Origin of the sequence: Embleya sp. NBC_00888, assembly GCF_045207655.1 — a bacterium.
In the GTDB taxonomy this organism is placed as follows: Bacteria; Actinomycetota; Actinomycetes; order Streptomycetales; family Streptomycetaceae; genus Embleya.
Genome location: NZ_CP108785.1, coordinates 945,955 through 970,238, shown reverse-complemented (window position 1 = coordinate 970,238; position 24,284 = coordinate 945,955). Strand labels below are relative to the sequence as shown.

Here is a 24,284-nt window from a genome sequence, read left to right as displayed (position 1 = left end):
GGTACGTTAATTGGTTGGGAGCCTGACATGGGCAAGAAGTGGATGACGGCGAACATTCCCGACCAGCGCGGGCGGGTGGCCGTGGTGACCGGGGCCAACACCGGACTGGGGTACGAGACCGCCAAGGCGCTCGCCGAGCGCGGGGCATCCGTGGTGCTCGCCGTGCGCAACATCGAGAAGGGCGAGCAGGCCGCGGCCCGCATGACCGGCGACGTGAGCGTGCAGGCGCTGGACCTGACCTCGCTCGACTCCGTCCGGACCGCGGCGGCGGTGCTGCGGTCCCGGCTCGACCGGATCGACCTGCTGATCAACAACGCCGGCGTGATGTACACCCCGAAGCAGACCACCCGGGACGGCTTCGAGATGCAGTTCGGCACCAACCACCTCGGCCACTTCGCGCTCACCGGGCTGCTGCTGGACCTGATGCTGCCGGCGCCCGGCTCGCGCGTGGTGACGGTCAGCAGCACCGGCCACCGCATCCGGGCCGCGATCCACTTCGACGACCTGCAGTGGGAGCGGTCGTACGGCCGGGCCGCCGCCTATGGTCAGTCCAAGCTGGCCAACCTGATGTTCACGTACGAGCTGCAGCGCCGGCTCGCCACGCACGGCACCACCGTCGCGGTGGCCGCGCACCCCGGCATGTCCAGCACCGAGCTCGCCCGCAACACCCCCGCGGCCCTCCGGCTTCCGCTCACCTGGCTCGCGCCGCTGATCACCCAGACGCCGGCGATGGGCGCGCTGCCGACCCTGCGCGCCGCCACCGACCCCGCCGCGCTCGGTGGCCAGTACTACGGCCCCGGCGGACGCAACGAGGTCAAGGGCCACCCCCGGCTGGTCACCTCCAGTCCGGAGTCGTACGAGGTGGCCGTCCAGCAGCGGCTGTGGGCCGTCTCCGAGGACCTCACCGGGGTGAAGTTCCCCGTCGATCGGTCCAAGCAGAACTCGCTTGCCTCTGGATCGGCCCTCACGATGTAGCCCACCATCCGCGGTTGTTGCCCCTGCCGGCTCCGTACCGGGGCGGCGGCGACCAGGCCACGGCACCCGAGATCGCCCGACAACTCCTGGACACCGCACCCGACGTCCACCGCACGCTGCCCGACGCCGCCGAGACCTACACCCTCGGCGCGGCGATCCGCTGGGCCTGGACCGGCACCACCCCCGCCACCACCCGCATGGCCGGCCCCGGTGTCACGCCCGCCGACGTCCTGGAGGACATCGCCACCGCACGGCTCCGTAAGGGTGCCCGCGCAACCGCGGCGACCCGGTCGGCGTATGTGCGGTACGCCTTGCGCCCCGCCGGGGTGGAACCGTTGCCGGCGAGCGGGGCACACTGCTTGAGCACGGCTTGGTGGAGCGGGAGCGGGGCGGTGACGCGCACCGAGTGGCCCTGTCCGCGGCGGATGGTCCGGCCGTTGTGCACTGCCTCGCGGACGGCGGCGTCCCCGGTGTTCCCGAGGTGGTCGGCGAGCACGGCCGAGCACATCGAGGGCGGATGGCTCTTGGGGAGGATCGGACCGGTCGGTAGCGACTCCGCTATGGGGCATGGGTGTGGTTCTGTCATCGCCGGCCTGGGCCGCGATGTCAGCCTCGGCGCCATCCGCACGGTTGTTGCAGATACAGGGCCGAGAGCCCCGTGTTGGCCGGGCGGAGCCCGGCGCGTTTCTTGCCACGAATCCGAAGGCTGATCACGGGGACCGGGTCGAGGTCACAGCATTCGGTCCACCAGCCCGTCGACGTAGTCCGGGGTGAGTGGGCCCCTGCCGAACAGGACGCGGATGTACATCGGGGCCAGGACGTGGTCCAGCACGTCGAACGCGTCGAGTGTGGGCTCGCCGCGTTCGCGGGCGCGATCGAGCATGGACTGCAGTTGCCGGGTGCGTTCGGCGAAGAGGTCGTCACGCGCCCGCAGGCCCTGGTGGTCGCTGTCGAACAGGGCGACGGCCAGGCGCAGGAGCGCCGGACCGTCGGGTCCGGTGATCTCGCGAGCCACCTGGGCCGCGTAGGTGCGCAGGTCGCCGGCCAGGCTCCCGGTGTCGGGCATCGGCGACTGCGCGTTGAGTCGGGTGAGTGCCACGTCGGTGAGCAGGTTTTCCAGGCTGCCCCACCGGCGGTAGATGCTGCTGTCGGCTACGCCCGCGCGGGCCGCGACCTCGCCGACGGTGAAGTTGCCGTAGCCGCGCTCGCCGATCAGGTCGGTGACGGCCTGGTGTACCTCCGCGCCGACGCGGGCGCTGCGCCCGCCGGGCCGTCGGGCTCGCTGTCGCTCGTTCATGCCCCCACTTTAACGCAGCCGGGACTTGCGTTTGTGAGCCAACCCTCCTTACAGTCCACTAACGCAGCCATTGACTGCTTTAGAGCGCCCGCACCCGAAGGCCGACCGCGGCGGCCATGGAGAGGCGCAACCAACGCTTGAGAGGAATCCCCATGGCTGCATTGCCTTCGGCCGTAGACGGTCGACCAAATCGGGCCGTGCTGCTCGCGGTGACCTGCCTGGGCCAATTCATGGTCCTGCTCGACAACACGATCGTTGGAGCGGCGCTGCCCGATATGCAGCACCGGCTGCACACTGAGCTGACCGGTCTGCAATGGATCGTCGACGCGTACGTACTGTTGGTCGCCATGCTGCTGCTGTCGGGCGGCGTCTTCGCCGACCGGTTCGGCCGCAAGCGGGTGTACCTGACCGGCGTGGCGGTGTTCACCGCCGCGTCGGTGCTGTGCAGCCTCGCGCCCTCGGTCGGCTGGCTGGTCGCCGGTCGAGTGCTGCAGGGCATCGGGGCCGCGGCGCTGAGCCCGGCCTCGCTGGCCCTGCTCGTCGCCGCCTATCCCGTGCCGCAGGAGCGCGTCAAGGCGATCGGGCTGTGGGCCGGATTCAGCGGAATCGGTCTGGCCGCAGGCCCCGTGGCCGGCGGCGTGCTGACGGATGCCTTCGGCTGGCCCGCCATCTTCCTGGTCAATCTGCCCATCGGCGTGGTCCTTCTGCTGCTCGGTCTGCGCAGCCTTGACGAGGCCCGCAATCCGAGCGCCCCCGCGATCGATGTCCCGGGGACGGTGCTGTCCGTTCTGGGGGTGGGGGCGCTGACCTACGGGCTGATCGAGGGTGGTGCGCGCGGCTTGACGTCGCCGGTGATCCTGGGCAGCTTCGCCGCCGCGGTGATCCTCCTCGCCGCGTTCGTCGCCGTCGAGGCGCGTCGTTCCGCTCCGATGCTGCCGCTGCGGTTGTTCCGGCAGCGGCTGTTCACCGTGTCCAACACCGCCATGGTCGTGGTGGGGTTCGCGCTCATGGGCTCGTCGTTCTTCTTCTCCCAGTTCTTCGTGTACGTCCAGGGCAGCTCGATCATGCGCGCCGGCCTGCAGACTCTGCCGGTATCCCTCGCCATGGTGATCGTCAGCCCGTTCGCGGGCCGGCTCGCCGCCCGGTACGGCTTCCGAATCGTGGTCACCGTCGGCCTGGCCCTGGCCGGCCTGGGACTGCTGGCGCTCGGCATGGTGCACGCCGACACCGGCTACGGGAACGTGTGGTGGCGCCTGGGACTCGTCGGCATCGGCTTCGCCCTGACCATGTCCCCACTGACGGGAGCCGCCATCCAGGCGGTCGGCCCGCAGGAAGGCGGCCTCGCATCAGGCATCAGCAGCACCACTCGGCAGATCGGCGCGGTGCTCGGCGTGGCGGTACTCGGAGCCATCGTCCGCACCCGGCAATCCGGCGGCGCCTCCTTCGAGACCGGCCTCAACAGCGCCTTCCTCGCTGCCGGCGCCGTCACCTTGGCCACCGCCGTGTTCACCGGCCTGTGGCTGGCGAGGTCCGAGCCCGCGGAAGGCTCCGCGATGCCGCAACGTTCCACCGATCCGGATGCGGTCACCACCTCGAACGAGGCATCCGCGAACAGCCGTTGACGGCGACACCGACCTTGACCGTCAGACGTTCCGCCGGATGATCCCCCGGCGGGACGCCTCCCGGCCGACATGATGATGCTCCGCCTCTCACAACGACCGGATGCGAGAGTTCTGTGGCCTGGTGGCCGCGGCCGAACGCCGACCCGGTGCGCCGTACCCGACGCGGCACGTCGGCGCGGTGAGTGCGCGGGGAATTCGGCGTGTCGGTGCCGCGTGGGTGCCATGGTGTGCGCCCGTCCGGCGGACGGCCCCTCGGATTGATCCCCCTCGCCGACGGCACGCCGCCGGAGGGCTTCTCGCTGCCGGCCTGAGGCGCATCCGTCCTCGAACCCACCGGCCGGTTTCTCCGCTCACGTGCGCGATTTCGGCTGGATGTCGTGGACCTGTAAGCAGCAACGGTGGGTTCGCGGGACGGACCGGAGTCTCGGCTCGCATCGAGGGCGCGTGCGATACGAACTGTGGGGGCGCAGCGAGCCCGGCCGCGTGTCTTCGGGGCCACTTCGCGGAGATCGGTCGGCGCGGGGTCGTCTGCGCGTACAGCCACCCGAGCAATCCGAACACCAAGCGGCCGGTTCGTCGGGTATCCGACGCCGGGAGGCAGTTAGGAACCCGCCGGTGATCCCGAACCGGGCGCTGTAGGAGGCCATCTTCGGGCAAACTGGCCAAGACCGTTGACGTTCCAGCTCATCAAGGAGTCTCAATGTCCGAGACCTTCCGCCTCGATCCGGCGAAAACCGCACTGGTCCTGATCGAGTACCAGAACGACTTCACCAGCGAGGGCGGGGTGCTCAACAGTGCCGTTGCCGATGTCATGGCCAAGACCGGAATGCTCGCGAACACGGTGGCCCTGGTCGCGGCCGCTCGTGCCGCGGGCGTCGCGATCATGCACGCGCCCATCATGTTCGCCCCCGGCTACGGCGAACTGTCTCGCCACCCGTACGGCATCCTCAAGGGAGTCGTGGAAGGCTCGGCTTTCGTCAAGAACACCTGGGGTGCTGCGATCGTGGACGACTTGGCGCCGGCCGAGGGCGACATCGTGATCGAAGGCAAGCGCGGCCTCGATACCTTCGCGAGCACGAACCTCGACTTCATCCTGCGGAACAAGGGGATCGAGACGATCATCCTCGGCGGTTTCCTCACCAACTGCTGTGTGGAGTCGACGATGCGCACCGGGTACGAGAACGGCTTCCGCGTCATCACCCTGGCGGACTGCGTTGCCGCCACTTCCCAGGAGGAGCACGAAAACGCGATCACCTACGACTTCCCCATGTTCTCGTTGCCCATGACGTCGGCCGAGGTCATCGCCTCCCTCTGACGCTGTGCCGCGGCTACAGCGAGTCGCCTCCGTGACGACCCGTGGCGACCGCGCGTATCGACGCACACGACACCGAACCCGATGCGCCGATCCCAGGCGGGCCCCTACGACGCGGTCCTGGCGGTGTACGTCCTGCCCCATTCGCCGGCCCGCGACGACCTGCACGCGATGTGCCGCACCGCGGCCAACGCCCTCCTCCCGGGCGGGCGCCCGGTGGTGGCGACGTGCGACCCTGCCTTCGCCACCACCCTCGGCTGCTGCGATCCCCACGGATTCGACCCGCCACTCGTCGGCCCGCACGACACCCGCGAACGCGCAAGCGTGCGACCGAATGGCGGCCGGTTTGGGGCGAGGGTGTCCCTGGACGGCGAAGTGGAGGCGGCCAACGGCGGGTCCGGTCTCGAAGACGGTCTTGTCGTATTCCGCACTGCCCGGCTCCTCGAGCAACCGCCTGTCCCGCGCGACCCGCGCGCATGTCCGTTCCGACGTTTCCATCGCTGTGCGGGCGCGGCCGGGTGCGTTCCCGGCCGCGCCGTGGGAATTCGATCCCGGGCGCGAACTACGCCGCGATCACCGGTCGGTGGCCGCATACGTGCACGCCCGTGTCGCCGACCGTGGTCGATGCCAGTTCGAGTGTTGGTTGCCGCGTGGAGACGGTCGGGTCGGTGCTCGGGTCGGTCCGTCCTCGACCCGATCGGTCCTGGTCACCCGGCAGACTTCGTCACTCCGGCAGGGCGCCGGCCCGTTGTGATCGTTTCGACGACGCTGGCGACGCCGCTGGAACCGTGTCCGGCGTTCGCCGCACGATCCAGCAGGCTTCGGAACAACTCCGGTACGTCGGTGCCGATGCGTTGGGCCCTACTGGTGTCCAGGCGGTGCCCCATCGCCGCCGCGTGCACATCCACGCTCCCGTCGTCGTCCGGGAAACGGCCGTCTTCGATGTGGCGGGCATGGTCGCCCATCAACGAGACGACGAACGGCATGTGCCCCGTCGCCACCGCCGCGAAGACGGCCGGGTCGACGCCGGCCGCGCCCACCAGGGCCACCGCGTGGTAGAAGCCGGCGAGCGTGCCCCGGATCAGACCGAACAGCGCCGTGTCGTACACCGGCGCCAACGCCGGATCCGCGCCCAGGTGCATGGAGTTGCCCAGGCTCGCCGGCACCGACCGGTGTGTGGCGAAGGCCTCGGCGGAGCCGCTGAAGACGAACAGCGCTTCGGGACGGCCGACCAGACGGGTACCGCTCATCGCGGCGCCGTCGAGGTAGTCCGCGCCGAGCGACGCCGCCCAGCCGGCGGTGCGGACAGCCTCCTCCGCGGACCCGGACGTGAGGTTCACCAACGCACGACCGCGCAGGCGCTGCGCCACCGGCTCAAGCAGATCTCCCACGATCGCGTAATCCGGCACGCAGACCACGACCAGGGGACTCGCGGCGATTGCCTCTTCCACGGTCGCCGCGCGGACGGCACCCTGGGCGACGAGTGCGTCGGCCTTCGCGGCGGTGCGGTTCCATACCGTCGTGGCGTGGCCGGCCGCGAGGAATGCCTGGGCGAGCCGGAACCCCAGTCGACCCAGGCCGATCACCTTGCCGGACAGGCGCTGTGACCGACCGTTCCCGGTCGGCCCGCCGCCTGCTCGATGATCACGGGGACGGGCGTGCGGCGAGCGGCGAGCGGCGAGGCCCACCCTCGGGGTGTGGCGCTCCCGAGCCGGGAACCCGCTATATGCCCATTCACCGCGAGCGACACTACTCCTCAGGCCGAGAAATAATTGCGCCAGTCGATCTTCCCCCGCCCTGCCCGACGTGCAAATATTCCAAAAGAAATTGCGATCCGGCGAGCGTTGGTTCGTCCTCCGGAATATCCGAGACAAGGGAGAATGCCTCTTCGGCGCCACCGGACATGCATCGAGGCGGTCGATCAACTCGTTCCGAAAATAGATGCGCAATCCTTGTGAATTCACCGGATCCTGATACGGGTTCACTCGCAAGAGCGTGAGATTTGGCATCGCAGTCACGAGGCGCCTTCGTTGTGCGCAGTCGCCCCGCGAACGAAAGGCACGACCATTTCGGTCGAAGCAGTGCCGCTCGGATCGAGCGACACATCAAGCATCGAAGCATCGGTCCTCCATACCGGGACTTTCCTCCCCCCACCGTTCGGGGCCATGCTCGACAGGGTCGTGCTTCCTGCTGCTCAGGGATTCATCGGCGAGGAACGCACCATGGTCGAGGAATATCTGACCACGAACCGTGATCGCAAATTTCGCAGCCTCATCGCGATCGGCGACGCCAGTCAGCAGTACCAGGACATGGCTCGGCGTCTCGGACACCACTACGTCTGCGTCGATCCGCACCTGGCGCCCGGACTCGCGGGTCGACCGCCCGCCACCGATCCGGATCCGGGCGGATTGCTCCTGCGTCGGCGCCTGGACACCGTGCTACCCGAGCATCTCCCCGTCGGTCCGGCGGTCTGGATATTCCATTTCAACGTCTTCCCGTATCTGGATGCCACATTGGACATCCTCACCGAACTCTGTGCCGCGGACGATCTCATCGCCATCGCCACATGGAGCAAAACGGTGGAGGCGTTCGAAAACCGCGCCGTCTACGACCGGTGTCTGGAACGCCATACGCGGAACGATGCCGCGCAGGCCGCCGAATCCCCACTCACGCGCCGCCGCATATCGGTCGCGCTACCGCCGCATCGCAATCACACAACGCTGCGCGGGCGTTTCGTCGACGTCCGGCTGCTCGATGTGCTGCCCGAAACCGACCGGGAGTTCCCGCTATGAGCGACAGCGCCAGGACCGTTTCTCGCCTCCTGCACGAGTATCTCGCCGAACCGGCACGGGAAACGCCCGACGCGGTGGCCGTCCGCCATGAGGACGGGACCACTCTGACATTCGGTGAATTGCACGCCCTGTCCAACCGGTGGGCCCATCATCTGGTCGATGCCAAGCGCGCAGCCCGAAACGAACGCCCGTATGTGGGCGTACTCGCGACTGTCACACCGTGGTCCATCGCGGCCGTGTTCGGCGCTCTCAAAGCCGGTTACGCCTATGTGCCCCTGGACGAACGCAGCCCCACCGCCCGGCTGCGGGGAATCGTCGCCCAGGCCGGGATCGACGTGCTGATCGCCGAGCCGGCCGTCCTCGACCGCCACCGGGAGATACTCGACGCCCCCGGCCTCGAACATGTCACACTCTGCGCCCCGGGGGCCTCGCACGCCGGCACGCACGGTTTCGATGTGGTTGCCAAGCACAGCGCCGCCCCGATGGATCGCCGGGTGGTGGACGAGGACTTGGCCTATGTCCTGTACACCTCCGGCTCCACCGGGGTTCCCAAGGGCATCATGCTGACCCACCGCGCGGCATGCGCGTTCGTCGACTGGATGCGCAAGGAGTTCGAGCTCACGGCCGACGATGTCGTGATGTCCCGCGCGCCGTTCCGATTCGACCTGTCCGTCTTCGACGTCTTCGACACCATCGCCGCCGGCGCCACGCTGATCACCTTCGACTGGGAGCGCGACCGCCCCGGAGACGCGAGGCATCGGGCGTACGTCGACCTGTTGACGACTTCACGCGCGTCCATTCTCTACACCACGCCGTCCACGTTCGTGACGCTCATGAACCGAGGCGGCCTGGGTGAGTCGCCCACCGCGCTGCGCACCGTGATGTACGCCGGAGAGCCGTTTCCGACGCCCCAACTGCGGGCCCTGGCCGAGGTTTTGCCCGGCGTACGGATAGCGAACATCTACGGACCCACCGAGACCAACATCATCACGTGCCAATGAGTGCGGGAGCACCACCTGCGAACCGACGCGCCCATTCCGCTGGGCGTGGAAGTCGACAACGTCGAGATCATCCTCGTCGACGAATCCGGAAGACTGTGCGGCCCCGGCGAGCTGGGCGAGTTGTGGTGTCGAGGCGCCACCAACACGATCGGCTATCTGGGTGATCCGGACAAGACCGCGCAGCAGTCGGTGCTCAGCCCCTTCCACGCGGCGCCGGCCAGGTTCTGGCGCACCGGCGATCACGCGGTTCGCGACCACGACGGAATCCTGCACTACCGGGGTCGACGCGATCACATGGTCAAGGTGAACGGGTTCCGCGTCGAACTCGGCGACATCGAGGCCGCGGCCGTCGCACACCCGGCCGTCCAGTCCTGCGTCGCGCTCCCCGTCCCCTCCGACGACCCGCTCCTGGGCACTCGCATTCGCGTCTACTACACGACGCCCGACGGCAGCCCTCTCGTCCCCGCGCCGCTGCTCGCGCACCTGGCCGACCGCCTGCCGGCGCACATGCTGCCCGACACCTTCCGACACCTGCACGACATGCCGTTCACCTCGTCCGGCAAACCCGACCGCCAGTCGCTGACGGAACTCGATCGGGAGGCGACGCATGCCTGACTCACCGACCGCACACACCGCCATCCGCGCGAACAACCTCGTGTGGTGGTGTCTGTACTACGACGAGCTGCTCGACGACGAGGCATATCAGCTCACCCACCTCGCGGACGCCGACGCCTTCGCCGGGTCGACATCGGTCGGCCGCCGGATGCCGGGGTCGGCGGGCCCGCCGGGCCCCTCGACCCCCGAGGCGGCCCGGGCCTGCGCCCGAGTGACGAACGCGTGGCCGTGGCGCCCATGCTGCTCGGCCCGTCGCCTTCCGCCCCCGGAAGCCTTCGCGTCCGTGGCGGCGGATTCGGCACGGCATGCGGATGCGCGAGCTAATTTGCATGCGATGCGTATTAAATAGCATGTGGTCATGCGGCTTGCGAAGTTCACCGACGTGGCGCTGCGGACACTGATGTGTCTCGCGATGGCCAAAGAGGAACTGCTCACCACTCGGCAGGTCGCCGAGGTGGTGGACGTGCCGTACACGCACGTGGCCAAGGCCGTGGCGCGACTGCAACATCTCGGCCTGGTCGAGGCGCGGCGCGGACGCGGCGGTGGTCTGGCGCTCACCTCGGCGGGGCGCGTCGCGTCGATCGGTGGCCTCGTGCGCGAACTGGAGGGCACCGGGGACGTTGTCGAGTGCGAGGGGGAGCAGCCGTGCCCGCTGGCGGGTGCCTGTCGATTGCGGGGCGCGCTGAGCCGGGCGCAGGAGGCGTTCCACGCGTCGCTCGACCCCGTGCGACTCGCCGATCTGGTCGAGTCGCCGACCGGACCATTGCTGCTCGGCATGGTCGGGCGTGCCCCGGCGCGGGTGGTCTGAACGCACGACCGCTCGGCAGACCCGGCGCGCCCCGCCTCCGCTACCCCGTCATCCGCAGGCCTGTTCGTGCGCCGTTAAATATGAATCTCCCATACCAATTTGGAGTTCCAGATGTTGTCCGAGAAGTCCGTCGAGACCGTTCGAGCCACGCTGCCCGCCGTAAGCGGCGCCGTCACGGAGATCACCGACCTCTTCTATCGGAAACTGTTCGCGGCGCACCCGGAACTGCTGCGTGACCTGTTCAACCGAGGCAACCAGGCGTCCGGCGCGCAGAAGCAGGCACTCGCCGGCTCGATCGCGGCGTTCGCGACCGCGCTGGTCGAGCACCCCGGGGTCCGCCCGGACGCGATGCTCGCCCGGATCGCGCACAAGCACGCGTCGCTCGGTATCACCCGCGACCAGTACGAGATCGTGCACACCCATCTCTTCCGCGCCATCGTCGAGATCCTCGGCGACGCCGTCACCGAAGCGGTGGCCCAGGCGTGGGACGAGGTGTACTGGCTGATGGCGAACGCCCTCATCGCGATCGAGGAGCGTCTGTACGCCGAGGCAGGCGCGGTGGACGGGGACACCTGGCGCGCATGGGAGGTGGTCGCCCGGACCCGCGAAACCGCGGACGTCGCCACGTTCCGGCTCCGCCCTGTCGACGGCGGCGACGCGCCGGGCTTTTGCCCCGGCCAGTACGTCTCCGTGCGGGTCGAACTCGCCGACGGGGCACGGCAGATCCGTCAGTACAGTCTCTCCTGCGCGCCCGGTTCCGCCACCCGCACGATAACGGTCAAGCGCGTACGCGCGGCGGGAGCCCCGGAGGGTGAGGTGTCCAACCACCTGCACGCGCACGTCCACGAGGGCCACCGGCTCACCCTCTCCGCGCCCTACGGCGACATCGCGCTCACCGACACCGACGCGCCACTCGTGCTGGTCTCGGCGGGCATCGGCTGCACGCCCATGTTGTCGATGCTCGACCACCTGACGGGGCTCGGCCACGCCGGCCCGGTCACCGTCCTGCACGCCGACCGCACTCCGGGAGACCACGCACTGCGCGCCGACCACCTGGCACTCACCGCCAAACTCCCGGCCGGCACGGCACACTTCTGGTACGAGTCGCCGGACGCCGAGTGGCCGGCCGACCGCACCGGCCGCATGGACCTGACGGACGTCTCCCTACCGCCCGCCGCACACGCGTACCTGTGCGGCCCACTGCCCTTCATGCGCGCGGTCCGGGGACAACTCATCGAGCGCGGGATCGCGGCCGGCGACATCCACTACGAGGTGTTCGGCCCGGACCTGTGGCTCGCCCACGAGGGGTGAGCCCGGTGGCGGCGGCGCGGACCACCGGTGCGCCCGCGCCGGTGGGGACGCCGCTGCCATCGCCGGGATGGGACGGCCCGGAGCACGGACGGCGACGCCGCGGGCCCGGGAGGTGCGACGAGTTCGCGGGCCACCACGGGCGCCGCCTGTACCGGCCGTGACGGGCACGGCAACCGTGAGCGCCCTCGCGCACGTGTCTTGGTGCCATGCCCGCCGGGGTGCGGGCACCCGCTCGGGCACGGGGCCGAGCTACCGGACGAGTTCGTGCAGCAACTCCTCCGCTCGGGACCACTCGCCGAAGCCGGATGCGGGGTTGAGATGTCCCACGGGGCCCAGTTCGACCAGTCGACTGCCCCAGTCGCCGGCCAACCGGGCGACCCGCTCGGCAGCGGCCAGCGGGTCGTTCGCGCTCGCCGCGACGACGCTGGGGAAGGGCAGGGGTGCCCGAGGCACGGGCGTCCATCCGTTCATCGCCAGTTCCTCCGGCGTGGGGTAGCCGTCCGGCAGCGGTGTCTCGAAGTCGGGCGGCGTCGCCAACAGGGCGCCTTGGATCGGGACGCGGTGGCGCTGTGCCCAGTGCGCGATGGTGATCGTGCCGGCGCTGTGGCCGACCAGCAGGATCGGCCCGGGGTCGCGCGACAGCGCGTTGTCGAGCAAGTCGTCCAGGGCGGCGACCCGGGCGGCGCGGCTGAGGCGATCGACCGTCAGGGGCGCAACGGTGTGGACCGCTCGCCCGGCCCGGGCGAGCCGGTCGGCCGTCAGGGTCTGCCAGTGGTCTCGGACGTGGTCGCGCAGACCGGGGACGAATACGACGGTCGGGCGTGCGGAGCGGGTCACGCGGTCTGCTCCGGTTGCCTCGGCTCCGCCGACTCGGCGTACGCGCCGAGGCGGCGGAGGTCACGGTCGTAGAAACGACGGCCGATCACGAAGGCCGCGGTGGCGGCGATCGCGACGAGCGGGAGAACCTGCAGAGCACCGCGCAGCCCCAGGTGGTCGGCAAGTATGCCGGTGAGCGCGGGGCCGGGCGCCAGCCCGAGCAGGCTGTTGGCGAGGGTGAGCGTGGCGAACGCGGTGGCGGCCACGGATGCCGGGGTCAGGTTCGCGACCATGGCGGCCGCAGGCCCCGCCGTCCCGGCCGACAGGAGGGATCCGACCGCCAACACCAGTACTTGCGGCAGTCCGATCGGGAGGAGGAACGCGGTGGTCAGCAGCACGAGTGAGCCGAGGCTGCAGATGAGCGCCACATCCCACTTGCGAATCGCGGTCACCTGGCTGACCCGGTCCGAGACGATTCCGCCGACGATCATGCCGACGCCGATGAGCAGGGCGAACACCCCCGCGGCGACGCCGGCTTGTCCGGAGGGCATGTCGTAGTAGCGATCGAAGTAGCTGGGCAGCCACGTGATGAGCGCTCCGGCGATGAGCAGTTGGAACCCGCTGCCGACGTAGGCACTGATCACCGACACCGAGGAGAAGAGCCGCGGCAGGAGGGCGCGTACCCGGACGGGTCGGCCGGCCGCGGCTCGGTCGCCCGCCGTCGGACCCGTTTTCGTCCGCAGCCTGTCCTCGGTGACCACGACCCCGTAGACCACCGCGAGGACCAGCCCGAAGATCCCCATCACCGCGAACGCCCAGCGCCAGCCGAAGTGATCGGCGACAAAGCCGCCGATGGAAACGCCCAACACCGAGCCGAACGCCCCACCCGCGATGAACGCGCCCGAGAGCGTGGCCCGCATCGCGGTCGGGAAGATGCCGAGCACCACGGCGATGCCCACACTGCCGTACGCCGCCTCGCCGACGCCGACGAAGAGTCGGCCGACGAACATCTGCCCGTACCCGGTCGCCAGTGCGCAGCCCACGGTGGCCACACTCCACAACGTCGCGGCCAGCAGCAGCATCCGCACGCGCCCCCATCGGTCGGCCATGACCGACAGCGGGAAGGCGAGCAGCCCGACCATCAACGCGACGATGCCGCCGAGCGAGCCCAACTTCGAATCCGAGAGGAGCCATTCGTCCTTGAGCAGCGGAAAGACGGCATTGAGCACCTGCCGGGACATGTAGTCCGAGAGCAACAGTGCGAAGCTCAACGCGAAGACCAGCCACGCGTAGCGCCGGCGCACCGGCCATCCGGCGCCGGCGGCGCGCGCCTTTGCCACCGGCTCCGCGCCCGGGTGAAGCCCGATTCCCATCAGCCCGTCTCCTTCTGATCGTCGGTGCTTCAGAACGGTCTGTCGCCCACGATTCCGGCGCGTTCCATCCGGCGGACGGCGGGTCGGTAGTCCTGGACGGCGTAGTGCTGGGTGGAGCGGTTGTCCCAGATGGCGACGCTGTTCCTGCGCCAGCGCCACCGCACCTGGTACTCCGGGATGGCCGCCTGGCTGATCAGGTATTGGAGCAACAGCCCCGCGCCGGGCGCGTAGTCCTGGCCGAAGCGGATGTTCTCCGGGCGGTGGTAGTTGACGAGGTGCGTGGTGAAGGCGTTGACGAAGAGGATCCGCTCGCCGGTCTCCGGATGGGTGCGCACCACGGGGTGCTCGGCGTCCGGGAAGCTGTTCCTGAGCCGGCGCCGCTCCTCGTCGGGGAGCACGGCGCCGAATGTCGCCTCGATGCTGTGCCGGGCGCGCAGCCGATCGATACGGTTCCTGATGTGTTCCGGGAGCCTTCGGTACGCCTCCGCCATGTCGACCCAGATCGTGTCGCCGCCCACCGCGGGCGTCTCGACGCAGCGCAGCACCGCTCCCATGGCCGGGGTGTCGCGCCAAGTCCCGTCGGTGTGCAGCGCGTTCTCGTAGTGTTCCGGCGGGCTGTCCGGACCGTTGTAGATGCGGACCAGGCCCGGGTGCTCGGGATCGCTGCCGGCCACCGGGTGGTCCTCCAGTGGGCCGAAGCGTTCGGCGAACGCGACGTGTTCGGCGCGGGTGATCTCCTGGTCGCGCAGGAACAGGACCTTGTGGCGCAGCAGTAGGCGGTGCAGTTCGGCGAACAGCGTGTCGTCGCGTGCCGCGTCGCCGAGGTGCACTCCGTGGATCTCGGCGCCGATGGTCTGTGTGAGCGGCTCGACGCGGATCGACCCTTCGGGTTCGGCGGTCGGCGGCGCGGGTCCGTCCATCGGGCGGCGGAGCGTCTTGTCCATGGTGCCTCCAGTGCGGGAATGGTCGGTCCAACCGGGGCTCAGAGGACGAAGACGGACGAGCCGGTGGTCCTTCCCGTCTCCAATTCGTGGTGTGCTCCGGCCGCCTCGACGAGCGCGTAGCGCTGGTTCACCTCGACCGCGATGCGCCCAGCGGCGATGTGGCCGAACAGCTCGCCGGCCAGTTCCTCGCGTTCCGCGGGGTCCGCGATGTAGTCGGCCAACGCCGGGCGGGTGACGAACACGGATCCTCGTATGGCCAGTTGCATCGCATCGATCGGCGGTACCGGTCCCGACGCGGTGCCGAAGCACACCACGAGTCCGCGGCGTTTCACCGAGGCGAGCGAGGCGGCGAATGTCGTCCGTCCGACGCTGTCGAACACGACGTGTGCGCCTACGCCGTCGGTGAGTTCGCGTACCCGCGCGGCTATGTCCTCGCGCCGGTGGTTGACGATGTGGTCGCAGCCGTGGGCACGAGCGACCTCGGCCTTCTCGTCGCTGGAGACCGTGCCGATGACGGTGAGTCCGAGGAGCTTGGCCCACTGGCAGGCGATGAGGCCGACGCCGCCTGCCGCCGCGGTGAGCAGGATGGTGTCGCCGGGCCGCAGCGGGTGGATCCGGCGCATGAGGTACGCCGAGGTGAGCCCGCGCATCGTGGAGGCGGCGGCGGTCTCGAACCCGATGGCGTCCGGGAGCCTGATCAACGAGTCGGCGGGCATGACCCGTTCGGTGCTGTACGCGCCCAGTGGGCTGCCGGTGTACGTGACTCGGTCGCCCTCCCGGACGCATGTCACGCCGGCTCCGACCGCCTCGACCACACCCGCGGCCTCGACGCCCATCCCGGCGGGCAGCGGCGCCGGGTAGAGACCGGTGCGGAAGTAGGTGTCGGCGAAGTTCAGGCCGACGGCCTCGTGCCGGATCCGTACCTCTCCCGGGCCCGGGTCACCGACAACGACCTCTTCCCAGCGCAGGACGTCGGGACCGCCGGTCTCTTTGAAGCGAATGGCGTGTGGCATGGTCGCGCTCCGGTGTTCGTTCGGGATTCGCCGCGCGTCGATGGCCTGGTCGGGCGGTTCGGGACGCCGGGCGACGAAGTGGGGACGGGGGCCGGGCCCGCCGGCGGCGCGGCGACGCAACGACGGGCGCGGATGCGCGGCGGGACTGGTCGGATGGGTTCGCGTGGTCAGACCGTGATCGCGATCGCAGCGGGCTCGACGGTCCCCGCGGACTCGTCCGGCCGCGTCGTGGGCATGTCGCGCAGCATGAACCCGCGTTGCCCCGGACGGCGGTTCGGTACCATGCCGAGGCGGGCCAAGGTCTCGTCGGCGTCGGCGTAGTACTCGCCGATCCGGTAGATCCGCTTGGCCTCGGCGCCGGTGGCGATGTCGCGTCCGAGTGCCGTGGAGATCTGCACCATCTGCTCGATTTGCTCCACGGTGGTCATGCGCTCGCCCTTGTGCCGCCACAGGTTGTCCTCGTTCCCCACCCGGACGTGCACGCCGAGCGCGATGCCGATCGCGTTCATCGGAGCCACGGCACGCATCGAGCTCTCGATGGTGAGCACGGCGCCGTCCGGGGTACGGCGGACGAACTCGATCAGGTCGGCGGGGTGCCGCCCCGCGAAGTTGCCGCCGATCGCGACGTAGTTGAGGACCAGCGGCCCGGTATGGACGCCGGACCTGATCAGCCGCTCGACGGTCTCCAGCTGTGCGAGTGTGGCGAGTTGGAAGTGCGGCTGGATGCCGTTCGTGTGCAGTCGCTCGAGGTGTTCGAGGTAGAAGTCCGGGCCCGCCTCGACGACCATGTCCCGATATGCCTTGTACATCGCCGGGTTGGCGATCGAGGTGCCCGCGAGATCGTCGTCCGTCATGATCTCGACGATGTTCATCTGGCTGGTGTTGATGGCGATCGTCACCTGGTCGGGCCTGGGGTCCAGCTCGGCCAGCAGGTGGCGGGTGTCGTAGCTGAGCCACTTGGCCTCGCTGCCCTCCTCCTCGGGCGCGAACGAGATCGATCCGCCGATCTGCAGGACCATGTCCGGCACCGCCTCGCGAAGCCGCCCCACCATCTCGTTGAACATGGACATGCGCTTGGAGCCATGCCCGTCCAACTCGCGTACGTGCACGTGCAGTACGGTGGCGCCCGCGTTGTAGCAGTCGACGGCCTTCCGCACCTGTTGGTCCATCGTGACCGGGATGTCGTCGGAGTCCTCCGGCAACCACTCCGGCCCGTAGGGGGCGGCCTGGATCACCAGCTTCTCCTGGTTCTCCGGGAACAGTGAGTCGTCGTGGAAGTGCACGGTCCGTCTCCTTCGTCGGATGCCGGCCAAGGCGCCGTCCGCTCGCTGCGGACGATGCGCGACGTGACCGGCTCGAGTGGCATGACTGGTAACGGGCATGGCCGGCATGGCCGGCGGGATTGTGCGCAAGGCGCGGAGGACTGTGGGCGGAGGACCCGGCGGGGATCAGGTGATCCGCAGCGGATGCCTTCGGCGCGATACGGTCGTCACGGCTCGTCCTGGGGAAGCCGCTTGCCGTTGTTGCGTTGCGGTTCACACACCGTACGACCGCGCTTGCGGGATTGTTTGACGGGCGGTGACACACGACTTGTCATTTCGGGACACCCCCGGCGCGGGAGTCAGCCCTGGCGCGAGGGTGACCCTCCGGTCTTGCGCCACTGCCTCGGACTGCACCCGAACCGCGTGCGGAACCATCGGGAGAACGCGCTGAGCGAGGAGAACCCCAACAGGTCGGAGATCTCCGTGAGCGAGCGGTTCGGACCGGCCACGAACCGCTCCGCGAGCTGTGCGCGGGTGGTGTCGAGCAGCGAAGAGAACGTATGTCCCGAACGTGCCAACTGCCGGTGGACGCTGCGGCGGTCGACACCGAGGCTGCGCGCGATCTGCTCGACCGAGCAGCGCCCGGTCGGCAGCAGGACCTCGATCAGCTCGCGAACCCGGTCCGTGACGTTGGGCTCGGTGGGCGGCGCGATGGACTCGAAGTACTGCCGCGCGTACGCCCGGAGCAGCGGGTCCGACATCGCGTTGGGGGCGTCGAGCCGGTCGGCGTAGAAGACGATGCCGTCGAACTCCCGACCGAATTCCACCACCGGCCCGAACACGCGTCGGTGCGTGGCCGAGTCCGCCGGGGGACCGTGTGCGAACCACACGGAGAGCGGCTGCCATCGGTCGTCGAGAAAGGCGCGCAGGATGCGGTGGAATGCGCCGACCGCCAGTTCGGTGGCCTGCCGGGCCGGCGCCGGCTCACCGAGCCGCAACTCCACCTTGAGTGTGGCCAGGCCGTTCCCCTCGGACAACCGCGCGTGCAGCACTTCGTTGTACATGTGCTCATGGCGGAGCAGCAGCCCGAGGGCGTTGCGCACGTCGGGCTCCTCGCGCGCCGCGAGGCTGATGGGTCCGAGGTTGGCGAAACGGCGCAGCTCGGCCATGAGCAGGCCGAAGTCCTCGTGCCCCGACACGGCCGCGGAGAGCTCCAGCAGCCGCACCGCGGCCGTACCGGCGATCCATCGGTCCTGGACGGCGAGATCGGCGGCATCCAGGCCCACGCACTTCATCAGGGCGTTCGGATCGAGGCCGAGCGACCGGCTCAGCTCGACATATCCGTTGAGTGCTGCGGTGCGGACGAGGGGCTTCATCGACGTGGCTCCCGGTGCGGCGGTGCCCCGAAGTGTCAAGTCATTCGTCACCTCGGGTCAAGCGTTCGGGAGGTGGCGGGCCGGGCCGGCGCCCGTACGTCCGCTTCCCGGCCGGGGCCCGGCGGGGCGCGACGGCGTCCTTCCCGAACTCCTGCCCTACGGCGACGGACATCGTCAAGGGCTTGGCGTTGTGGGTGCGCGTACCTAACATGTGAGCGAAACATGAGCGCGACTCATATTTAAGGGTTCCGTATGATCATCCATCACTCCGAAGCCCGCCTGTGGCTGCTGAGCACGCCCGGCACCTCCTACGCCTTCCGGTTGGACGCCCACGACGTCCCCCGGCACGTGCACTGGGGTCGGCCGCTGACCTTGGAGCAGGCCGTCGTGATAGCGGCCGACCTGCCCGCCGAGGATCCCGGCGGCGACGACCCCGGAGGCGAGGAGTACGCGGTCGAGGGCGGCCTGCGCTTCGGGGTGCCGTCGCTGACCGTCCGGTTCCAGGACGGCGTCCGCGGCTTCGAGTGGAGGTTCGTCGCGCACACGGCCGAGGACGGCCGGCTCACGCTCTCCTTCACCGACCGCGTCCGCGACCTCCGTCTCGACCTGAACTACCGGATTCGGGACGGGGACGACCAGATCGAACGCTGGGCCGTCCTCACCGCGGACGAGGCCGTGGACGTGATGCGATTCGACTCCGCCGCCTGGACGCTGCCCGCCCGTGACGAATACCGCGTCAGTCATGTGGTGGGGGAGTGGGGCCGAGAGTTCCAGCTCCGACGCGACCGGGTGCCCGTCGGGGAGACCGTGCTCACCAGCCGCCTCGGCATCACAGGACAACACGCCGGACCCTGGCTGATGCTCGACGCGCACGACGCCGCGGAGGAGCACGGCGAGGTCTGGAGCGCTGCCCTGGCCTGGAGCGGCAGCCGCCGGATCACCCTGCGCCGCGACCCCTACGGCCGCACCTCCTGGACCGGCGGCTTCGGCCACGAGGGCCTGGTCTGGAAACTGGCTCCCGGCGAGAGCCTGGAGACCCCCGTCTTCACCGGCCTCTACGCCTGCGACGGCTTCGGCGGCACCAGCCGCCGCTGGCACGCCTACACGGAACGCCGGGTGCTGCCCGCCCGTCCGGCCGAACGCCCGCTGATCTTCAATTCGTGGGAGGCCACCGAGTTCGACATCACCGAGCGGCAACAGAGCGAACTGGCCGAGTTGGCCGCCGGTATCGGTGTCGAGGTCTTCGTGGTGGACGACGCCTGGTTCGGCGCCCGCACCAGCGACATGGCCGGGCTCGGCGACTGGTGGCCCAACCCGGACCGCTTCCCGGACGGTCTGAGCCCCCTCGCCGACCACGTTCGTGCCCTGGGCATGGGCTTCGGCCTGTGGGTCGAGCCCGAGGCGGTCAACCCCGACAGTGACCTGTTCCGTGCGCATCCCGACTGGATCCTGTGCCAGAACGGCCGCACCCGCACCCAACGGCGCAACCAGCACGTACTGAACTTCGCCCGCCGCGACGTCCGTGAATGGGCGGTCGAATGGCTGGTCGGGATCGTCACCGAGCTGGACGTCGTCTTCCTCAAGTGGGACATGAACCGGCCCTTCAGCGAAGCCGGGCACCCCGGGGCCGCCGATCCCGACCGGGTGTGGATCGAGCACACACGCGGCGTCTACGAGGTGATGGACCGTCTGCGCGCCGCCCGCCCCGGCCTGTACCTGGAGTCGTGCGCGGGCGGCGGCGGCCGGGCCGACCTGGGCGTGTTGGCGCGCGCGGACCAGGTCTGGACGTCCGACAACACCGACGCCGCCGACCGGGTCGCGATCCAGCACGGACACTGTCAGATGTTGCCCGCCCGGACCATGGGCGCCTGGGTCACCGACAGCCCGAACAGCTTCACCGCCCGACCGACCTCGATCCGGTACCGCTTCCACGTGTCGATGGCCGGAGCGATGGGCATCGGCGGCGACCTGCGGAACTGGAGCGAGGAGGACATGGCTTGGTCCCGGACGCTGGTCGAGCAGTACAAGCGGATCCGGCCCGTGGTGCACGGCGGGGTCCAGTACCGCCTGGGGGACCACGCCGTGCAGTACCTCACCCGGGACGAGGTCGTCGTCTTCCGATTCCAGCCGTCCGCGCTGAATCGCTCGGTCGCCCGTACCCGGCTCAAGGGCCTCGATCCCGAGGCCCGCTACCGGGACGAGGCCACCGGCGTCGTGCACGAGGGTGCCGTCCTGCTCGGGCACGGCCTCCCGCCGCTGCTGTCCTTCGACCGGACGAGCGAGCTCGTCCACCTCGGCAGAGTGCCCCGATGAGCCTCGCCCCCGTACGGCCCGACGCCCTCGCCGAGCCGACCCACAGGGTCGGCCCCGGCTGGGTCGCCTTGTACGTCCTGGCCAACGCCGGGATGTACATCCCGATGCTGGTGCCGACCACGTTCCTGATGCCCGAGCAGATCGCCCGGATCGATCCGGAGGGAAAGGTCGGCAGCTACGCCTGGGTCAGCATGATGGGCGCGATCTCGGGAATCGTCATCGCGCCGCTGGCCGGCGCGCTCTGCGACCGCACCACCGGCCGGTTCGGCCGCCGCCGGCCGTGGATGATCGCGGGTTCGCTGGTCTGCATGGCGGCGCTGGTCTGCACCGGCGTTCAGACGACGGTCGTCGGGGTCGCGCTCGGCACCCTCGTACTGTCCGCCGGCTTCATGATCATCGGTGCCGGGCTCGCCCCGGTGGTGCCCGACCGGGTCCCGGTCGGGCAGCGTGGCGTGGTGCTGGGCTGGGCCACGGTCCCGCAGGCGGGCGGCCTGATCGTGGGCGGACTGCTGATCGGCCTCGTCGCCGGGTTCTCCGCGCAGTACGTGCTGATGGCCGCCTTCCCGCTGTTGATCGTGTTGTTCGCGGTCGTCTCGAAGGATCCGCCGCTGCCCGACAGTCACCGCGAGCCGTTCTCGCTGCGCGGCTTCCTGGACGGCTATCGAATCAGCCCTCGCCGGCACCCGGACTTCGTCTGGGCGATGGGTTCCCGGTTCGTCATGGGTCTGGGCTACGGGCTGGGCACGCTGTACATGCCGTATTTCCTGGACGACGTCCTGCACTACGAACAGCTCTTCCCCGGCCGGTCCACCGAGGACGGCCTGCTCATCGTGATCGGCGTCAACTGCCTGGCCACGATCTCGACGGTCGTCCTCAGCGGCTGGCTCTCCGACAGGCTGGGCAGGCGCCGCATGCTGGTCTTCCTCGGCGGCGTCACCATGGCCGTCGCCGCGATCCCGCTCGCCCTGTCGCCCACGTGGACCATGACGCTGGTCGCGGCCGTGATTCTGGGTCTGGGCTACGGCGTGTACCTGGCCGTCGATACCGCTCTGGTCACCGAAGTGCTCCCGACCTCGGCGAACCGGGGCAAGGACATGGCCCTGGCCAACCTGATGACCTCCCTGCCGTACGTGCTGGTTCCCCCGATCGCCTCGGTCGTGCTCGGCGAACTGGGGGGCTACCGCTCGTTGTTCCTGTGCTCCGCGGCCATGTCCCTGCTGGGCGCGGCACTGGTCTGGAAGGTCACGAGCGTTCGTTAGCGGTCCGTGCTCCCCGCGGCACGGTCGGATCGCGCCGGACGGTCACCTCGGACGCGCCCGACTCGGCGGCAGGCGGGGCGCCGCTTCCGTGCAGGCAGTCGCCGTGTCGTTCGCGTTTCCCGGCGGCGAAACGCGTCATGACACTAACGCGTCGGCAGTGAACGGATTCGATCGTTCAGATAGCCGGTGAGGACTCGTTTGCACTCGGCGATCAGCCGGGGATCGCCCTGCGAATCGGTCAGGAAGGCCAGTCGCAGCACGCTGTCCGCGCACTCCAGGGCCACTCGGAGGACGATCTCCAGTTCGGCGTCGTCCCGGACCCCGGTCAGGGTCGCGGTCAGCGCGCGGAGCCGTCCGGCGACCGCGGTGTTGTTGTCCAGGGCCGGATCGAGGGTGTGGTCCCGGCCCTGCGCACCGAAGTCGACCACGCCGAAGCCGGTGATCGTCCGACGCATGGTGACGAACTCGTCGACGGTCACCTCCACGATGCCCGAGACGTCTTCGGGCTTCTCGCTGTCCAGCCGGGCCGAGACCCGCTCGAGGAAGACGTCCAGGTTGCGGGCGGCGAGCGCGCCGATCAGCCCCTCCTTGTCGGAGAAGAACTGGTACAGGGTGCCGATGGGCACCTCGGCTCTGCGGGCCACGTCCTTGGTGGTCAGCGCTACGTAGCCGACTTCGTCGAGGAGTTCGGCGCAGGCGTCCAACAGCCGTTCGAATCGTTCGGCGCTGCGCCTTTGCACGGGCCGGCGGCGCAGCGTCCCCGAGGTGCGGTCTTGGTTCACGCTTCCATCATTCCATCGATTCGCACTAACATGAGCCCTACTCATGTTTAGGAGGTTGATGTGGCGCTGGACCACCTGCCCGCGGACTTCATCTGGGGCGCCTCGACGGCGTCGTACCAGATCGAGGGCGCCACCAGGGAGGACGGCCGCGGCCCGTCGGTGTGGGACACCTTCACCGCCCGCCCCGGCGCGATCCGCGACGGGCACACCGGTGACGTGGCCTGCGACCACTACCACCGGTACGAGGAGGACCTGACGCTGATGGCCGAGGCGGGCCTCACCGGCTACCGCTTCTCGATCGCCTGGCCCCGAATCCAGCCGACCGGCAAGGGCGAGGCCAACCTCCAGGGTCTGGACTTCTACGACCGGCTGGTCGACGGCCTGCTCGCGCGCGGTGTGGAGCCCGTCCCGACCCTGTTCCACTGGGACCTCCCGCAGGGCCTCGAGGACGACGACGGCTGGCTCAACCGCGATACCGCGTACCGCTTCGCCGAGTACTGCGCCACCATGGCCGACAAGCTGGGCGACCGCGTCCGGAAATGGATCACGCTCAACGAACCTTTCATCCACATGGTCTGGGGCTACGGCCTCGGCACCCACGCGCCGGGCCGCGCCCTGTTCCTCGATTGCCTGCCGGTCGCCCACCACCAGCTGCTCGGCCACGGTCTGGCGCTGAGGGAGCTGCGCGAACGCGGCCTTCAGGTGATGATCGCCAACAACTGCACCCCGGTCTGGCCCGCCTCGGACGCCCCCCGCGACCGCGCGGCCGCGCAGGCCTACGACAACCTGCACAACCGCCTGTTCAACGACCCGATCCTTACGGGCACCTACCCCGACCTGTCGGCCTACGGCGCGGACGCCACCCTCGGCGGCTCCGTCCGGGACGGCGATCTCGAACTCGTCTCGGCCCCGCTGGACGCGCTCGGCATCAACTACTACAACCCGACCCGGATCCAGGCTCCGACGTCCGAGGGACTGCCGTTCGAGGAGGCCCCCATCGAGGGCTACCGCCGCACCGCCTTCGGCTGGCCCGTCGTCCCCGACGGCCTGCGCGAACTGCTCGTCGGCCTCAAGGAGCGCTACCCGACGCTCCCGCCGGTCTACATCACGGAGAACGGCTGTTCCGTCGACGATGTCGTCACCGCGGACGGCACCGTCCCCGACCTCGACCGTATCGACTACCTGGACACCCATCTCCGGGCCGTCGACGCCGCCGTGGCCCAAGGTGTGGACGTCCGTGGCTACTTCACCTGGACACTGCTGGACAACTTCGAATGGGCCGAGGGATTCCACCAGCGCTTCGGCCTCGTCCACGTGGACCACGACACCCAGATCCGCACCCCGAAGGCGTCCTTCCTCTGGTACCGCGACCTCATCCGCGCCCGGCGCGGCTGAACGGCCCGCCGAGCTCGC

22 protein-coding genes are annotated in these 24,284 nt (G+C 69.6%); 12 read left to right on the top strand and 10 right to left on the bottom strand.

What is annotated here, in order from left to right:
• Positions 1-27: 27 nt before the first annotated feature.
• A complete protein-coding gene (locus OG948_RS38450; protein WP_331769612.1) occupies positions 28-975 on the top strand; it encodes an SDR family NAD(P)-dependent oxidoreductase in 948 nt (315 codons plus the stop codon).
• Positions 976-1,111: 136 nt separating this feature from the next.
• Here the strand turns inward: OG948_RS38450 and OG948_RS38445 are convergent, their stop codons facing one another.
• Together OG948_RS38445 and OG948_RS38440 are read right to left on the bottom strand one after the other, a co-directional pair.
• A complete protein-coding gene (locus OG948_RS38445) occupies positions 1,112-1,471 on the bottom strand; it encodes a hypothetical protein (RefSeq protein ID WP_331769611.1) in 360 nt (119 codons plus the stop codon).
• Between the two features lie 234 nt (positions 1,472-1,705).
• Positions 1,706-2,272, bottom strand: a complete 567-nt coding sequence (locus tag OG948_RS38440) for a TetR/AcrR family transcriptional regulator (RefSeq protein WP_331769610.1) — start codon at positions 2,270-2,272, stop codon at positions 1,706-1,708.
• 152 nt (positions 2,273-2,424) lie between these two features.
• On the opposite strand from OG948_RS38440, the gene OG948_RS38435 reads away from it, so the two are divergent.
• Both OG948_RS38435 and OG948_RS38430 read left to right on the top strand, forming a co-directional pair.
• Complete coding sequence (locus tag OG948_RS38435; protein WP_331769609.1) at positions 2,425-3,894, top strand: MFS transporter; 1,470 nt, start codon at positions 2,425-2,427, stop codon at positions 3,892-3,894.
• Positions 3,895-4,594: 700 nt separating this feature from the next.
• Entirely contained in the window at positions 4,595-5,209 is a 615-nt protein-coding gene (locus OG948_RS38430; protein WP_331769608.1) for a cysteine hydrolase, read from the top strand.
• A gap of 704 nt (positions 5,210-5,913) precedes the next feature.
• On the opposite strand, the gene OG948_RS38425 is transcribed toward OG948_RS38430, so the two are convergent.
• Entirely contained in the window at positions 5,914-7,191 is a 1,278-nt protein-coding gene (locus tag OG948_RS38425; RefSeq protein ID WP_406300531.1) for an NAD(P)-dependent oxidoreductase, read from the bottom strand.
• A gap of 180 nt (positions 7,192-7,371) precedes the next feature.
• Here OG948_RS38425 and OG948_RS38420 point away from each other — a divergent pair, with 180 nt between their 5' ends.
• The 6 genes from OG948_RS38420 to OG948_RS38395 all read left to right on the top strand — a co-directional run bounded on the left by OG948_RS38420 (position 7,372) and on the right by OG948_RS38395 (position 11,733).
• Complete coding sequence (locus OG948_RS38420; RefSeq protein WP_331769607.1) at positions 7,372-7,998, top strand: hypothetical protein; 627 nt, start codon at positions 7,372-7,374, stop codon at positions 7,996-7,998.
• Positions 7,995-8,999, top strand: coding sequence for an AMP-binding protein (locus OG948_RS38415; protein WP_331769606.1), 1,005 nt, complete (start codon positions 7,995-7,997; stop codon positions 8,997-8,999). Before OG948_RS38420 ends, OG948_RS38415 begins: the two co-directional genes overlap by 4 nt.
• Complete coding sequence (locus OG948_RS38410) at positions 9,000-9,614, top strand: AMP-binding enzyme (RefSeq protein ID WP_331769605.1); 615 nt, start codon at positions 9,000-9,002, stop codon at positions 9,612-9,614.
• Positions 9,607-9,963 (top strand): hypothetical protein, encoded by a 357-nt coding sequence (locus OG948_RS38405; RefSeq protein WP_331769604.1) that lies wholly within the window; start codon positions 9,607-9,609, stop codon positions 9,961-9,963. Before OG948_RS38410 ends, OG948_RS38405 begins: the two co-directional genes overlap by 8 nt.
• Before the next feature lie 9 nt (positions 9,964-9,972).
• Positions 9,973-10,422: an Rrf2 family transcriptional regulator gene (locus OG948_RS38400; protein ID WP_331769603.1), complete on the top strand. Its 450-nt coding sequence runs from the start codon at positions 9,973-9,975 to the stop codon at positions 10,420-10,422.
• 111 nt (positions 10,423-10,533) lie between these two features.
• Entirely contained in the window at positions 10,534-11,733 is a 1,200-nt protein-coding gene (locus OG948_RS38395; RefSeq protein WP_331769602.1) for a globin domain-containing protein, read from the top strand.
• Positions 11,734-11,982: 249 nt separating this feature from the next.
• On the opposite strand, the gene OG948_RS38390 is transcribed toward OG948_RS38395, so the two are convergent.
• From OG948_RS38390 to OG948_RS38365, 6 genes are all read right to left on the bottom strand, one after another.
• Positions 11,983-12,570 carry an alpha/beta fold hydrolase gene (locus OG948_RS38390; protein ID WP_331769601.1) on the bottom strand — a complete coding sequence of 196 codons (588 nt, stop codon included), beginning with the start codon at positions 12,568-12,570 and terminating at the stop codon, positions 11,983-11,985.
• On the bottom strand, positions 12,567-13,922 hold the full coding sequence (locus OG948_RS38385) for an MFS transporter (RefSeq protein WP_331769600.1): 1,356 nt from the start codon (positions 13,920-13,922) through the stop codon (positions 12,567-12,569). The genes OG948_RS38390 and OG948_RS38385 overlap by 4 nt, the downstream gene beginning before the upstream one ends.
• Before the next feature lie 29 nt (positions 13,923-13,951).
• Positions 13,952-14,842: a TauD/TfdA family dioxygenase gene (locus OG948_RS38380; RefSeq protein ID WP_331773438.1), complete on the bottom strand. Its 891-nt coding sequence runs from the start codon at positions 14,840-14,842 to the stop codon at positions 13,952-13,954.
• Positions 14,843-14,904: 62 nt separating this feature from the next.
• A complete protein-coding gene (locus OG948_RS38375) occupies positions 14,905-15,879 on the bottom strand; it encodes a quinone oxidoreductase (RefSeq protein ID WP_331769599.1) in 975 nt (324 codons plus the stop codon).
• Positions 15,880-16,046: 167 nt separating this feature from the next.
• Positions 16,047-17,162: a 3-keto-5-aminohexanoate cleavage protein gene (locus OG948_RS38370; RefSeq protein ID WP_331769598.1), complete on the bottom strand. Its 1,116-nt coding sequence runs from the start codon at positions 17,160-17,162 to the stop codon at positions 16,047-16,049.
• A 338-nt stretch (positions 17,163-17,500) separates the two neighbouring features.
• Positions 17,501-18,517: an AraC family transcriptional regulator gene (locus OG948_RS38365; protein ID WP_331769597.1), complete on the bottom strand. Its 1,017-nt coding sequence runs from the start codon at positions 18,515-18,517 to the stop codon at positions 17,501-17,503.
• A gap of 252 nt (positions 18,518-18,769) precedes the next feature.
• Between OG948_RS38365 and OG948_RS38360 the strand changes: the two genes are divergently transcribed.
• On the top strand, positions 18,770-20,830 hold the full coding sequence (locus OG948_RS38360; RefSeq protein ID WP_331769596.1) for an alpha-galactosidase: 2,061 nt from the start codon (positions 18,770-18,772) through the stop codon (positions 20,828-20,830).
• On the top strand, positions 20,827-22,089 hold the full coding sequence (locus OG948_RS38355; RefSeq protein WP_331769595.1) for an MFS transporter: 1,263 nt from the start codon (positions 20,827-20,829) through the stop codon (positions 22,087-22,089). Before OG948_RS38360 ends, OG948_RS38355 begins: the two co-directional genes overlap by 4 nt.
• Before the next feature lie 143 nt (positions 22,090-22,232).
• On the opposite strand, the gene OG948_RS38350 is transcribed toward OG948_RS38355, so the two are convergent.
• A complete protein-coding gene (locus OG948_RS38350; protein ID WP_331769594.1) occupies positions 22,233-22,871 on the bottom strand; it encodes a TetR/AcrR family transcriptional regulator in 639 nt (212 codons plus the stop codon).
• Positions 22,872-22,931: 60 nt separating this feature from the next.
• On the opposite strand from OG948_RS38350, the gene OG948_RS38345 reads away from it, so the two are divergent.
• Positions 22,932-24,266 (top strand): GH1 family beta-glucosidase, encoded by a 1,335-nt coding sequence (locus OG948_RS38345; RefSeq protein ID WP_331769593.1) that lies wholly within the window; start codon positions 22,932-22,934, stop codon positions 24,264-24,266.
• Positions 24,267-24,284 lie beyond the last annotated feature (18 nt).